The organism is Arthrobacter sp. K5, assembly GCF_040448525.1.
Classification (GTDB): Bacteria; Actinomycetota; Actinomycetes; order Actinomycetales; family Micrococcaceae; genus Arthrobacter; species Arthrobacter globiformis.
Genome location: NZ_CP159279.1, coordinates 422,550 through 436,613 on the forward strand (window position 1 = coordinate 422,550; position 14,064 = coordinate 436,613).

9 protein-coding genes and 1 pseudogene are annotated in these 14,064 nt (G+C 67.1%); 1 reads left to right on the top strand and 9 read right to left on the bottom strand.

All coding sequences use genetic code 11. The features are described 5' to 3' along the window. Nucleotides 1-191 precede the first annotated feature (191 nt). Entirely contained in the window at nucleotides 192-467 is a 276-nt protein-coding gene (locus ABRP34_RS01815) for a hypothetical protein (protein WP_353712033.1), read from the bottom strand. 612 nt (nucleotides 468-1,079) lie between these two features. Continuing rightward, nucleotides 1,080-1,223: a hypothetical protein gene (locus ABRP34_RS01820; RefSeq protein WP_353712034.1), complete on the bottom strand. Its 144-nt coding sequence runs from the start codon at nucleotides 1,221-1,223 to the stop codon at nucleotides 1,080-1,082. Nucleotides 1,224-1,341: 118 nt separating this feature from the next. Here ABRP34_RS01820 and ABRP34_RS01825 point away from each other — a divergent pair, with 118 nt between their 5' ends. Beyond that, on the top strand, nucleotides 1,342-2,829 hold the full coding sequence (locus tag ABRP34_RS01825) for a GntR family transcriptional regulator (RefSeq protein WP_353712035.1): 1,488 nt from the start codon (nucleotides 1,342-1,344) through the stop codon (nucleotides 2,827-2,829). Nucleotides 2,830-2,883: 54 nt separating this feature from the next. Here ABRP34_RS01825 and ABRP34_RS01830 read toward each other — a convergent pair whose 3' ends face one another. From ABRP34_RS01830 to ABRP34_RS01860, 7 genes and pseudogenes are all read right to left on the bottom strand, one after another. Then, nucleotides 2,884-3,135 carry a D-arabinono-1,4-lactone oxidase gene (locus ABRP34_RS01830; protein ID WP_353713287.1) on the bottom strand — a complete coding sequence of 84 codons (252 nt, stop codon included), beginning with the start codon at nucleotides 3,133-3,135 and terminating at the stop codon, nucleotides 2,884-2,886. Nucleotides 3,136-3,155: 20 nt separating this feature from the next. Next, a pseudogene (locus ABRP34_RS01835) lies at nucleotides 3,156-4,076 on the bottom strand (FAD-binding protein); the annotation flags it as partial. A gap of 35 nt (nucleotides 4,077-4,111) precedes the next feature. After that, nucleotides 4,112-5,062 carry a formylglycine-generating enzyme family protein gene (locus ABRP34_RS01840; RefSeq protein WP_353712036.1) on the bottom strand — a complete coding sequence of 317 codons (951 nt, stop codon included), beginning with the start codon at nucleotides 5,060-5,062 and terminating at the stop codon, nucleotides 4,112-4,114. A 576-nt stretch (nucleotides 5,063-5,638) separates the two neighbouring features. Next, entirely contained in the window at nucleotides 5,639-6,076 is a 438-nt protein-coding gene (locus ABRP34_RS01845; protein WP_003803461.1) for a CBS domain-containing protein, read from the bottom strand. 175 nt (nucleotides 6,077-6,251) lie between these two features. Next, complete coding sequence (locus ABRP34_RS01850; RefSeq protein ID WP_353712037.1) at nucleotides 6,252-7,493, bottom strand: NAD(P)/FAD-dependent oxidoreductase; 1,242 nt, start codon at nucleotides 7,491-7,493, stop codon at nucleotides 6,252-6,254. 125 nt (nucleotides 7,494-7,618) lie between these two features. After that, the gene (locus ABRP34_RS01855) at nucleotides 7,619-9,601 is read right to left on the bottom strand and encodes a serine/threonine-protein kinase (protein WP_353712038.1); all 1,983 of its coding nucleotides are present in this window, start codon (nucleotides 9,599-9,601) and stop codon (nucleotides 7,619-7,621) included. 84 nt (nucleotides 9,602-9,685) lie between these two features. Beyond that, the gene (locus ABRP34_RS01860) at nucleotides 9,686-14,005 is read right to left on the bottom strand and encodes an FtsK/SpoIIIE domain-containing protein (RefSeq protein ID WP_353712039.1); all 4,320 of its coding nucleotides are present in this window, start codon (nucleotides 14,003-14,005) and stop codon (nucleotides 9,686-9,688) included. Nucleotides 14,006-14,064: the final 59 nt, after the last annotated feature.

The following is a 14,064-nucleotide window of genomic DNA, read 5'->3' on the forward strand; positions in this document are numbered from 1 at the left end:
GTATTTCAAGGCGTTGCCGCGGGCGAGTTCTATGTGGTATCTGTGCGCATTGAGCTCGATTTTGGTCCGGAGTGCCGCTTCGAGGTCGACGTCCAGCACATCGGCGAGCCCTAGGCGTGTGGATTGCTCCCAGAACGGTTGCTAACCCATGCACGGACCGGGGGCGTTGTCGGGCTCCTGCTGCGGGTGCGTCAGAACGCCGCTACGAGGCTGGCAAACCGAGCCAAAAAGAGCTGTTCGCTGTCGCGCGGGTTAAAAAGGGCTGGCTCACGACCGCCTTTGGCCTCGGCATCGGTCATTCGCTGCCCGTCCAGCGTCTCGTACGGCTCCCGATCCAAGTACACGAGACGGTGGAGGCCGGTCATGTTGAATCCCTCGATGCATGACGAGCAGATGGGCATGTCGCGGATGTGGGCGTGCCCCGGATTCGTCCAGCAGACCTCGCAGTAGATTGTGTCTTTAAGCATTTCGGTTCCTGAGTGTCGGTTGATGCCGGATCTCACCGTTTCATCATGTGCACGGCATAGGAGCCCAGGGTGACCACCGGCCCGGGCCAAGGACCGCGGTTCCGCAGGCATTCATGGCCTGCTTCCCTGACGTTCGGGCTTGGGGCCGGCGGCAGAAGCTGGGCAAGGAATGCGTCGACGCATCCGGGCGCCGGCACGACGTCACTTACGGATCCGCACTTGGACCTTGATATACCGGGCGACTGATGGTTCGCGGCCAATCAGTGCGGCCGCCGTCGGGTTGAACTCCTGTCCCCAATTTTGCCAGTTCTCCGCCCTGGACTCGGCCTTGGGGACGTGTGAGATTTGCCATTAGACGGGCACCGACACTGGCCTGGTGCGGACGAATTCAGGAATTCCACTGGCCGCCCGCTGGGCTTTTCGGGTCAGGGGCTGGGCCGGTCAAGGGAGGTCGTTCAGGGTGCGAAGGCCCCAGTCACAGGCAGACCTGCCGGTCTCTAGTGTCCTGATTTTGCGGACCGGGCGGGAGGCGCCCTCATGATTTTTGCCGAGGGGCTGATAATGGCCGCTACCTGGCATCGGGTCAGCAGGTTGAGCTGTCTTCCGGTTGGGCTACTGGCTGTGGGAGGTCCGGGGCGTGCACACGAAGAACCGGGGCTGCTCCACCTGGGCGAATGGCACGACGAGCCAGCGACCGCCGTAGAACTCGACGTACGAGTCCGGAGTGCATCGTGCGAAGGCTTCTTCCCGTGTCATTGGCTTTCCTTTCTCCAGCGGCCCCGAAACTCCTTGGTGATACAGTTAACTATAGACCTTCATGGATAAAGGTCAATAGACATTCAAGGTTAAATGTCACGTCTTCGGGAGGCGCGCAATGACCACATGGAAAGAGCAACTCGCCTTCGCGCCGTTGGAGGCAGCCGACCGGGGGGAGGAGGTCGGACGCCGGCTGCGCCATGCCATCGAACTGGGTGTCCTCGAAGACGGTTCCCAGCTGCCCAGCGAAAGTTACCTTGCGTCCGCGATGGGCGTTTCCACTCTGACGCTGCGGGCCGCGCTGGCCGAACTGCGCGGGATGGGTTTGGTGGAGACCCGGCGCGGCAAAGGCGGCGGGAGCTTCGTGAAGGCCAACACCGGGGACATCGCCCGCATGCAGCGCCAGTCCCTTGGGTCCTATTCTCTGGAAGACCTGCGGGATCTGAGGGAATACCGCGCTTTCCTGGCCGGCTGCGCCGCAGCCGCGTCGGCTAACCAGTCCCATCGGCTTTCGATGGGACGCCTCGACCACGCATCGGTCGAGATCCGGGACTGCGTGCAGGCGGCGGACGCGATCCGGGCGGACAGCAAGTTCCACATCGAGCTCGCGGCCAGCTCGGGGTCGGTCAGGCTGACCCGACAAGAGGTGGCGCTGCAGGCCGAGGTGGGCCCGCTGATCTGGGTGGACCCGGCGGGCCATAATGACGCCGCCGCAGAAGACCACGCGAGGATCGTGGAGGCGATCAGGGCAGGTGACGCAGAGCTGGCCCGAGCGCTGGCGGAGGAACACGTCAGGCGGGACATGAACCTGGTCATCGACGAGCGAATGGAGCTGGATGGCACAGCGACTGATTCGCCGCACGGGTCCGCTTCCGGCGATGACGCCCTGGCCGCCATCGAATCACTCGCCGCCATGTTTTACGAAACCGCTGCGGCATCCATGCGCGAGGTCGAGCAAGCGGTGCGCGCCAGCATCGGGTCCGGAGTCAGCCGGGACCGGGCCGACTCGGACATCTATGGTGCGGCCCGAAGGGCCGTGGTCATCGGCGTTCCATTCCTGTATGGAACCGGCTTCGTCGCCGACCAGTCCTACTTCGGCGAGAGCTGGATCACCTGGTGCTACACGCCCGCGGGGCCCGAGTCGCCACAGCGGCTCTACATCGACATGGACCTTTACGATTTCGCCACCGCACCATGGCGCCCCGAGGATTCCGGCGACGACAACCCGATCCACACCAGTCACGCGTACGTGGATGCGAGCGGAACGAACGAGAACATCATCACCTTCAGCAAGCGCGTCATCATTGCCGGTGATTATGTCGGAGCCCTCGGTGCCGACGTGCGCGTCAGCCAGCTCCAGACCGCGTTCGACCCCCTGCTGCGGCCTTTGCCGCCGAACACCTGCATCGTGGACCAGCATGGCACGGTCATCGCCACCAACACAGGCCGCTTCGTTGGCGGAACCATCCCGGCAGCCGGCCACATCGTACGACGACCCCTCCCGGGCGTGCCATGGTGGCTCTGCACCGGAACCACCGACGAAGACCAGACCCCCCAGCCCCTCGACGGCCAACGCCCGGGCGAGCAACCCGGACCGCTTCGTTAGCTGACACCAATCTGCACGTCGCGCTGCCGCAGGGCGCCCAGCGACTTCGCGCGTTCAGCCCACCAGGGCGCGGGTGTGGTCGTTGAGGAATATTCCGCGGGGATCGAACTCGCGGCGCACCTGGATGAACGTGTCGAGCTCGGGGTAGAGGCGTTCCAGACGGCTCCTGGTCATGAAATGGATCTTTCCCCAGTGGGCACGCGGCTCGAATTCCTGGAGTACAGCGTCGGCGTCCCGGAAGAACTGCCAGTAGCGGTCCCAGGCTCGGTGGTCAAGGTGATGACAGTGGTGTCGCGTCCCTGGAATTGGGACATGTAGCCTTCGTCAGCCTTCACCCAGCGGACCTCCACAGGGTACTTCTGATCGGAGTGCCTGGTGCGGATCAGCTCCTGGACAGCTTCGACCGCCGCCAGCCCGTCCTCGCTGCGAACGAAGTACTCGAGTTCATGGAACTGCGTATTGAATCCGTCCGGATAGATACGGTAGGAGCGATCCAAGCGGGCTCCTTCCACACCGGAGATTTCCTGTTCGTCCCGGATGTGCGCGACGTTGTACCGCTTGGTGTAGCTGCGGTTTCTCATGTTCTGGTCCGGTGAGCCCGGAAGGTCCAGGAGCTCGCAGGAACCATCTTCCGGGCACCAGAGGAAGGAGTAATGCCTGTTGGTGTCGATATCCGCATCCCACGTCGAGGCCGTCTCCTCCCACGTGGGGTAGGTGATTTGTTCCTGCAGGTAGTAGCGGTCCTCAACCGCCAGTTCCACCTCCAGGAAAATCCCGAGTGTTCCTAAAGCCACCTGTGCGGCCCGGAGCTCGCGGAGCTGGCCCTCGCCGATTTCGACGATTTCCCCATGGCCGTTGATCAGCTTTACCCACCGAAGGTTCGACGAGAAGCTGCCCAGGTTCTTCCCGGAACCGTGGGTGCTGGTTGAGAGCGCTCCGGCAATCTGCTGCTCGTCGATGTCGCCCTGGTTGCCGAGGGCCAGGCCCTGCTCCCATAGCGGATCACCGAACGCGTTGATGGTGGTGCCGGCCAGGGCCCTGGCTCGACGCCGGTCACGGTCGGTTCCGGTGATTGCGGACAGAGCGGACATGTCCATCAGGACGCCGCCCGTCTGGACCAGCGGCGAGGACGAATGTCCTGAGCCGACCGCCCGCACGGGCCAGGGTGAACCGCGGGTCCGGCTCGTTTCCGCCGCCGAGGATCCGGGCGGAGAGGCCCTCCCGTCTGCCGTTGCGGATTCCTGCATCAGCCATGCCTGCTGCTTTCTGTGTGGGCCGGGTTCTAGGTGAGGGCGATGGTGCGAAAGCCCAGGTTGCCGGAGGAGGATTCGGGGGTGTTGAAGGTGCGTGCGGCGACGCGGTAGCGGTTGCAGTAGGAGTCGTGGCAGAGATAGGAGCCGCCGCGCATGACCCGGCCCTGCCCGATCGTGGGTCCTTGCGGACTGTTGGTGGGGGAGGTCCGGTAGTACTTGGGCAGGAACCAGTCAGCACACCATTCCCATACGTTGCCGGCCATCTCGTGCAGCCCGTACCCGTTGGGCGGGAAGCTTTGGACGGATGCGGTGCCAAGGTGGCCGTCGTCGCGGGTGTTGGCCGTGGGGAAGGTGCCCTGCCAGATGTTGCAGAGGTGCTCCCCGCCGGGGGTGAGCTCGTTGCCCCAAGCATAGCGCATCCTGTCCAGGCCGCCGCGGGCGGCGTACTCCCACTGGGCCTCGGTCGGCAGCCGCCGACCGGCCCAGGCGCAGTACTCCACGGCGTCGTTGTGCGAAACGTGGACCACGGGATGGTCCGGGATTTCCTGCCAGGTGGAATCCGGCCCGGCGGGGTGGGCCCAGTCCGCGCCGCGGACATTCAACCACCACGGCGCCCCCGTAGCGGCGCCCAGGATCTCGCTCTTCGGGGACCGGACCAGCAGGTGGAACACCGCAGACGTGCCGTACTGCTCGGCCTCGGTCCGGTACCCCGTGGCCTGGACGAACGCGCTGAACACACTGTTGGTCACCGCCGTGGCGTCGATCCGGAACCCGTCCAGCCGCACGTCATGTACCGGAGTTTCCCCGTCGGCCGGGTAGCCCTCTCCCAACGAATCCCCCATGCTGAATGTTCCCCCGGGGATCCGGACGTCATCATGCAGTTCCTGACCTGACAGGCCGATGCTGCCGGTGGTCCTGTGGTCCGCGGCCTCCGGGAGAAGCGGCTCACGGGAGGGTGCACAACATCCTGGCAGGTTCATGGCTCCTCTTCGGCCGGTGTACATAAACGTCGGTTCCACGGCGGGGGCACCCGCCCGAAGGAGGGCGCCTCCGCTCCGCCGTCTGCGGTTACTGATGGGCCAGTGCCATGCGCTGACGGTCAGTGGCCGTGAGGTGCTGGGTGGGATCGTCGTCGTAAAGGTCGATGCGGACGGTGTGGATCGTGCCGGTGAATGCATTGTCCACCGGGAGGTAGTCATCGGTGACCGGGGTTCCACGGTCGACGCCGACGTTGAGCGTCTCGTCGAAGGAGAAGTAGTAGGCGGTGGTCTGCTCGACCCTGCCTTTGCCGGTGATCCTGCCATCAGCGGCGAGCCGGATTTCCGCGCCCTTGCCGATGCCGCCGCCGTTCCAGGGTCAGTTCCTGGGTTCCCGGGACCAGCGGTTCGTCCGACCGGACGCTGTAGAGGTCCCGCCCATAACAGTTCCGTCCAGGTCCCTAAGCGCACAGGGAAGCGGCGGTTTCGTCCAGGCCAAACGCACAGAAGGGCACCGGCATGAGTTAGCGCCACGGAAGTATTCCGTGGCGCTTGTTTGCTCACACGGCTTTGGCTTTATTAACTGCTCGGCTGCATCCGGCTGCGTTCCGAAATGTGCTCCACCAGTTCTCCCACACGCTCTTCCGAGTAGTTGCGCGCGATGTCACCTTGGCTGATGATGCCAACCAACTTGTGGTCAGCGATGACCGGCAGCCGCCGGACCTGGTACCTCTCCATCATTTCGATGGCGGCATCAACGTTGGCATCTGCGTCAATCCAGTGGGGCCTGCCCGTGGCGAGGTCGCGGGCCACCATCTCGCGTGGATCTCGGCCGGCGGCCACGCACTTGAGCACGATGTCCCGGTCAGTGATCATGCCGGTCAACTTGCCGTCGTCGCCGCAGATGGGCAACGATCCGCAGTCCAGGTCCAGCATCATCCGTGCAGCATCTGCGAGGGACTGGTTCTCCTTAACACACTGTGCATCCGTCGTCATGAATTCACGTACAGCACTCATTGGTCCTCCTTCATCGATTGGGGCATCGACGCAGGGTCACCGGGCACATGCGCCGATGTTGCCAGCCTACGCCGGGGCCAGTGCTGATGTCGACGGCGGTTCCGGACCTTCAGGGACGGGGAATGCGGAGGTGATTTTCGACGTCGGCCCTGGCGACGTTTGGCCGTGAAAACGCCTAGTCGGGTCTTCCGACGACGACGTGTGACGGGCTGTGGATGACGTAACCAGTGAGCCAGGAGGAGAGGGCGCGGACCTTCTGTTGGGTGCCCGGGAGCAAGGCGAGGTGAACCCCGAGCCAGGAGAGGAACGCCAGTGGTCCCTGGAGTTGGATGCGCTTACGGCCCAGTTCGGCGACTGCCGCGCCACGGCCGACCATGGCCATGTAACCCTTGTCCCAATAGAAGAAGGGCTGCCGTGTGCCGCCGGTAAGGTCCGCATGGATGTTGCGGGCGGCCCATTTCCCTGACTGCTCGGCAACGGACCCGAGCTGGGGAAGTTTGGCCCCGGTGGCGTCGGTGATGTTGGCGGCGTCGCCCAGGACATAGACGCCTTCGGCGCCGGGCACGGTCAAGTCCGGCAGCACGTCGATACGTCCACCTTTCCCCTGCGGCAGGCCGGATTCAGCAATGATTTTTCCAGCTTTCAGGCCGCCGGCCCACACGACGATCTGCGCTGGAATGATGGTCCCGTCCGCCAGCGTCACGCCGTCGGCCCGGACTTCGGTGACGCCCTGGCCCATGTGCAGCTGAACTCCAAGTTTTATCAGCCGGTCACGGGTGTATGCCTGCGACTTGGCGGAGAACGGCATGAGCACGTTCGGCAACATATCCACAAGATGGACTCGGCAGCGGGCCGCCAGTCCGGACGAAAAGTACTTGGGCACCAGGTACTTGATGTTCTCAGCGAGGGCGCCGGCTGTCTCGACTCCGGTGGGGCCGCCGCCCACCACGACCACGTCGGCGCGGCCGGCCTTAACCCGGTCCGCGCGGTCCAGGGCTGTTGTGAGGGCCGTGCTCAGGCGGGTGGCGTCAGCCACTGAGTACAGCGGGTAGGCATGTTCCTCCGCGCCAGGGGTATTGAAGAAGTTTGGTACAGCGCCCGCGGCAACGACCAGGATCTTCGACTGGTACTGGGAACCGTCGATAGTGGTGACGGTTCGGGTGGCGGAATCGATCGCCGTCACCTCCGCTGTGAGGACCCGGACGCTTTTGGTGCTGCGGAACACAGACCGCAGCGGCCGGGCCACGGCGGACACACCGATCTGCGAAGCAGCCACCTGGTAGAGGAGTGGCTGGAACTGGTGGTAGTTGTTGGCGTCGATCAGGAGTACCCGAACGCCCTTGCGCCCGAGCTGCTCAGCTGCTGTCATGCCTGCAAACCCGCCGCCGACCACGATCACCTGATATGTATCGTCCATTCGTGCAACATACCCTGCCAGGCAACGGTGCAACAGGGCTGGGAACCTGAAAATGCTGGCCAGCTGGGCTGGCCGGAGGATGCCCTGTATGAGCTGGGACGCCCGAAGCAGCGAGCTGGTGGTCCTCAGTCCTGCGAGTTCTCGCGCGATGTGATGCCGAAGGCCGGGGACTGCAGCTCGGTGAAGTTACCGACGCTGGCGCGCACGGTGCACTGGGGGGTGATCTGCAGGGCCGTTACGGTGAGCCCCGAGCTATCCACGGCCAGCGCCCCGCCGCAGCCGTCGGCGAATCGCAGCCCCTTCTCGCCGCCGGTCACCGCTTCGAGCATCTGCGAAGGTTTGCCCGAGGCAGGACTTACGTAGAGCGGGTTCAGCTCGTCGGCGCCGCCGGCCCACACCGGCACCAGGGTGATCTTCAGCGGGCTCGGCGTCACGACGCGCGCCGGAGTGCGGACCTCCACGCCCTTTAGCCGCTGGACGGGATAGGCAGTACCCTTCACGGCCGGGTCCTGTGTCGCTGCGGTCGCCGCCTCGGACCCGGCACGCAGCCACGCGTCGAGTGCCTGCTGGTCAGCGGGCGTCACCGGTACCGTGGCGGTCGCCTGGACCGACCCTCCCGCCGGAACCTTGAGCCCGGCGAGCTTCCAGCCACATTCGACGTCAAGGCCGGTGACCGAGGCCTGGTTCCGGCTCGCTGTGGCCCCCTCCCATGTCACTGCCGGGCACGCGTCACCATCGGCCAGCCCCGGGATTACCTCGAGGAATTCACCGGACAACGGCGCCTTCTGCGCCGTGTAGGCCACCGTCAGGCGGATCTGGCCCGTGGACGGCTCGTAGGTAGCGCCCCGTGAGATCGTCAGGCCGGTCGGGAGAGCCGTGTCCTGCAGCTGCGTGGACAGTTTCTCGCTGGCCGCACCCGGCGCTGCCTGCTGGCCCGTGGGGGCGAGGACAACGAACCCGATGACCATCGCCACGAGAAGAAGGGCCGCGGCGGAGGCGAGGAGCAGTGCTTTACGAGTGCGCCAGAACGGCGTGGCGTCCCTCTCCTCGAGCCGGGCCTCTGCCCGGGGCCGCACTTCACGGCGCAGCATCGGACGGGCGATGGTTGCGCTGCCCGCCTCCCCGAGATCCGGGGCCTCCCAGGCGTCGTCGGCCGGCGGCGCGGACGCGAAGACCGTGAGCTCCTCGTCCGTGAAGGCGCCCCGGACCACGGTGGCCGGGCGTTCGACGGGGTCGAAGTCCGCCGGGGTGTCGGCGCGCTCTATCGGGGCGCTGGCGGCAAGCCCTGGCACGAGGCGCCGGAGCCTCGAGGCCGCGACGCGCGCCGTCGGGCGCTGGGCGGGGTCCTTGGACAGCAGCCCGTCGAGAACGTCCCAAACCGCGTCATCCACGGGAATCCGCGGCGGGCGTGAGGAAACATGGCGGTACGCGACGCTAAAGTCCGTACCCGGCCCGGCGAACGGAGTGCGCCCGGCGAGGAGCTCGTAAAGCAGGACGCCCGTGGAGTACACATCGCCCGGAGGGCCGGAGCGGCCCTGGCTGATAAGTTCGGGAGGCATATACTGCGGGGTGCCGATGAGGCCGGTCGTCTGGCGGATCCTCTCACCCACAACGTCGGAGATTCCGAAGTCAGAGACCCGCACGTCTCCCGGGCCGCAGTCGGGCCAGGGGCGCGCGAGGAGCACATTGTCCGGCTTGATGTCGCGATGCGTCACGCCGCGTGCGTGGGCGACGGCCAGTGCGTCGAACACTTCCGCGGCGACGCTGAGCGCGTCCTTGGGAGGCAGCGGCCCGGCCCCCTTCAGCGCGTCCCGCAGCGAGCCGCCCGCGACGTAGTCCATGACGATGGCCAGGCGCGGGCCCTCCACCACCATGTCGCGCACCGTGACGATGTGGGAGTCCTGCAGCCCAAGCAGCACGGACCGCTCACGGACGAACCGCTCCACGAGTGAGGGATCGTCGGCGTGCTCCGGGCGCAGGACCTTGGCGGCAAGCGTCCGTCCGTCGGTCGAGATGACCGTCCAGACCTCGCCGACGGCACCGGAGCCCACCCGTTCCCCGAATCGGTAGGTCGCTCCCAGCGCCTCACCTGTCTGTGCGAACTGCATACCGTACTCTCCAACGCTGTCGATCTGGTTCTTCAAGGCCGCCCCGCGTCGGCCTTCATTGCTTGGGGGCGTCCGCCGTCGGGCTCAGTCCCCGGTGCTCATCGACTGAATGAGCGCCAGTTGCCCGCCCACGCCGATATATCCTCGTCCAGCTGTCAGTGCCACGGGTGACTTGCGCGGGAGTGTGGTGCCCAGCAGTTCGCCGTCGTAATTTATGTCCGGTTGCAGCAGCACGCCCAGACGGGATTTGCGGACGGTCTTGGTCCAGTGGGTGTACAGCCCGCGGAGGTCGGCGGCCCGCCCCGCCGCGATGACGCACCGCCCCGGCTGCCCGGATGCCACCACCCCGGCGATGGATTGATCGCCGTCCTCAAAGCGCTCGGCGTCGTCGATCAGCAAGAACACCGGGCCCCGCTCAAGCCGCAGGGACGCCAGCAGGGCCGGTACCTCGTCAGTACCGACGGCCACCCGATCCAGATCGGCGAGGGCCAGGGGCGAGCGGCGATCGCAGATGCCCCACACCTGTGCCGGTCCGCGGGAGGTGGCCGTGCCGCGCAGGGCTGCGGCCAGGGCCAGCAGCAGCGTGGACTTGCCCGAACGGGCGGGACCGGCAATAAGCGCGTGCTCACCCTCGTAAATCTCCAGGAACGCAGGGGAGAGGTCAGCCTCCTGCACGCCCACCGGGATGAGCCACGGTTCGGCCTCCAGCCGGGGTTCCACGCCCAGCTCCGGCAGCGTGACGTTGGAGGGCAGGCGCCTGATTGCGGGGGCCTTCGCGGATGCATGCACCCAGTGCCGCCGCACACGATCCACCGCAGCCTCTACGCCGATCCCGGGTGTGGCCACATGCATCTGCAGCGACGTGCGGGGATCCACGCAGCGGCCGGGAAGAGCAGCAGGGATGTCCTTGCCGCGGATGCCGAGCGAGGAATAGTCGTAGGTGTCCGCCAGCCGGAAGAGCCACTTCTGCAGCGTCACCTCATTCATGGCCGAGGGCACCGCCTTGGCACGTGTGGTGGACACCGCGAACGACAACCCCAGCGCGGGGCCGTCCGCGTATGCCCGGTATAGCAGGGCCAGCAGCTGCTGCCCTTCGAAATCCTGGAACTCGTCACGGAGCGAGGCCAGGCCGTCCAGCAGCACCACGGTGCGGCGGCGCCCGCCCGGATTCGCACGGCGGCTCTCCAACTCGGTGTTCAGGTGCCGCAGGAAGCGCGCCTGCTGCTCCTTCGCACCGGCACCGGTGCCCACGTAAGCCACGGTGTGCGGCAGGCCTTCGAGCGGCTCGAGCTCACGGGAGCCCATGTCGAGGATCATCAGGTCCAGCTCCGCCGGATCGGTGTCCTTCGCCAAAGTCAGGGCGATTGAGGCCAAGGTGGTGCTTGTGCCGGAGCCGGCCACGCCCATGAGCATCAGGTTTCCCACCGACATGTCCCAGCCCGCCGCGGACTGACGCTGCAGGTCCGGCTCGTCCACGATGGTCACCTTGACAGATGAGCCCCGGACGGCGCCCACCGTCGGCAGGAGCAGGGGAGCCGGACCGGCGGACGAATCGGACGGTGCGGCGTGGCGGCCGCCGTCGGGTGCAGGGAGAAAACCGTCCAGCTCCACACGCTCGCCCAAAGCTTCCGGCCACACCTGCCGCGGCGGGGGGTACCCTGCCCCGGCGTTGGCCTCCAGGACAGCGTCGATGAGGAGGTCCAGATCGTTCTCGTCGGAATCCGCAGACTGTGACGGCGCCGCCGGGGGCACGGGGACGCCGAACTGGCGAAGTTCGCGCACGTCCACGGCCGGGCCTCCTATGCGCTGTGCCCGTCCGGTCACGAGGGCCGTCTGTACGGGAGTGATGTCGTCCTGACCCAGTTTCACAAAGGCGCGGCCCATCTGGGCCCGGCCGATCGCCGAGGCGGCCGGCACGCCGATGACGTTGCTCGAGTCGTCGCGGCTCTGCACGCGCAGGGCCACGCGGAGGTTCGTGTTCGCGAGGATGTCGTCGCTGACGACGCCGGCGGGGCGCTGCGTCGCCAGGATCATGTGCACACCCAGGGTGCGGCCCACTGCCCCCACGCTGACGAGCGCCTTGAGCACGTCAGGGAAGTCCTTGGCCAGCATGGCGAACTCGTCGATCACGAGCAGCAGCCGAGGCATGGGCTCGGCCGGGTTCGTGGCCAGATAGGCGTTCAGGTTGTCGATGCCCTCGCCGGCCGCAGCAAAGACCCTTTGGCGGCGCTCCATCTCTGCTTCCAGGGCGCGGATGGCCCGGTCGGCGAGCTGTTCGTCCAGATTGGAGATGGTGCCGATGGTGTGCGGAAGGCGTTCGCATGCCTTGAAGGCGGCCCCTCCCTTGAAATCGACGAGGATGAAGTTCAGGCGGGTGGGATCGTTGCGCGCCGCCAGGCCGGCCACGAGCGAGCGGAGGAATTCGGACTTGCCGGATCCGGTCGTGCCGCCGACCAGGCCGTGGGGGCCGTCCTTGACCAGGTCCAGGGTCAGGGGCCCGTTCTCCCCGGTGCCTATCGGCGTCGAGATTCCCGTGGGAGCCTGCCACAGGCGGCGGATCGTGGTCGGGTCAGGGCGCTCATAGCCTAGGAGCCCGGGCAGCCGCACGAGCGAGGGCAGCGAGGCTCCGGGGACGCTCAGTTCAGGGTCGTCGAAATGCGCCACGCGCATGGCGCAGCGCAGGGCTTCCTCCTGATCGAGGCCTGCCAGGATGACGTCCTCCACGCGGGTCAGGTCCTCCGGCTGGTCAACTGTGGCCGCGGCGTCTGCCCCGACCCTGATGATCGTGGTGCAGGAAGCCGGCAGCTGCTCTTCAGAGGTAGCGATGACGATGCCTGCCACGCGGGGCGGGCGCTGCTGTGGGGTCACATGGACCCCAGGGACGGCACGGCCCATGCCGAGCAGCGCGCGCGCCGGGGCGTCCCGGCCCTCCGTGAGCACCTCGGAGTCCAGGACCACCAGCAGCGCCGGGGTGGGCAGGTCCTGGACGGAGTCCTTGAGCGTGCGCAGCATGGCGACGCTCGTCTCGCGGTGCGCGGACATCCACCGCTCGCCTGTGCTGCTGCCGGCCTGGCGCGTGTGCGGCAGCCACGAGGCCCATTCCCACTCGTCGGCCCGTCCGGCGTCGCAGAAGACTCCGACTGTCAGGTCCGCCGGGCCCACGTGTACCGCGGCCTGGGCCAGGAGGGATCGGGCCAGCGCCAGGGTCCCCTCCCGCGGCCCGACCATGCCTACGACGCCGGCGTCGGTCAGGTCCACGAGCACGGGCGCTGCCTGCAGACGCGCGGCCTCCAGGGAGTCCTTCACCTTGCTGTCCAGACGCGAACTGGCGGTGCCCTCCACCTCCGGCCTCCACGGGACGTCTCCCGTGCCGGCGTGCAGGGCCAGGAAGTCGTCGGAGTCTGCGCGGCGCTGCCACAGGGACGTGGCGGGGAGGGCCGGGCGCCGCACCACGGTCGCGGGATCGGGGATCATCCGATGCCGCCGGGCGGTCTCGGCGGCCGCCGCCGCACGGATCTGCTGCTCGAACTCTTCGAGCGCCCCGGCGAAGCGTTCGTCCTCTTCCTTGAGGCCCCGGGCATGGCGGCGCTTTTGTTCAAACCACATGCCGACGGCCATCACCGGGCTGAGCATTGCGAACATGGCGAAGCGCAAATCCCGCAGGATCACCACCATCGCCGCCGCCATCACGAGGGGCGCCAGCACCGTGATGATGCTGAATTTTCCGGCGGGCGGCACTTCCTTCCTGCCCGGCGGGACCAGCGGGTCGCCCGCCGGGGCCCTCCCGGGGCGGGGCGGGCGGTTGAACGGTGCGGTCGCCGCCGGTGTGAGGTTATGCAGGCTGCCGGGGGCCGGGGCGGGCGCCTCCTCCAGGGACCGGCGCAGGAGGAGCACCGTGCCGCCCGCCGTGACCGTTGCGGTTTCGGTAACCAGGACGCCGTCTTCCCCGACCGGTCCGCCGTTGACCAGCGTGCCGTTCGTGGACCCGGCATCCACCACCCGCAGCCCGTCCTCCTCCCGGCGCAGCCGGCAGTGGTCCCATGACGCGCTCTCGGTGGGAAGGCTCAGATCGGCATGGGGGGACCGGCCGATCAGCATCTCGCGCCCGTGCGGAACGTCAATTACACCGCCGGTGCGCTGGCCGCCGGCGAGGGTCACCGTCCAGCCGCGAACGCGTTGAGGCGCCGGCCAGGGTGCCCGGGAAATGCGGCTGCCCTCGAGTAGTACAAGTTCCGAGACGGGGGTGGACCCCCGCACCTCGGCTTCGTTCACGAACACAGCTTCATCGGGCGCAAGGCGTGGCCCGCCGGCCGCCTCCACCAGGTCCGTCAGGTTCGTTGCCGGCGCAGCATTGGCCACTTCGCACTCAAAGCGACGCTCGTCCAGGTCGATCAGCACACGCACCGGGGCGCTCCTTCGTGGGGGAAATGGCCCGCCCCTCGGGGACGGGCCTGGGTGGGGAG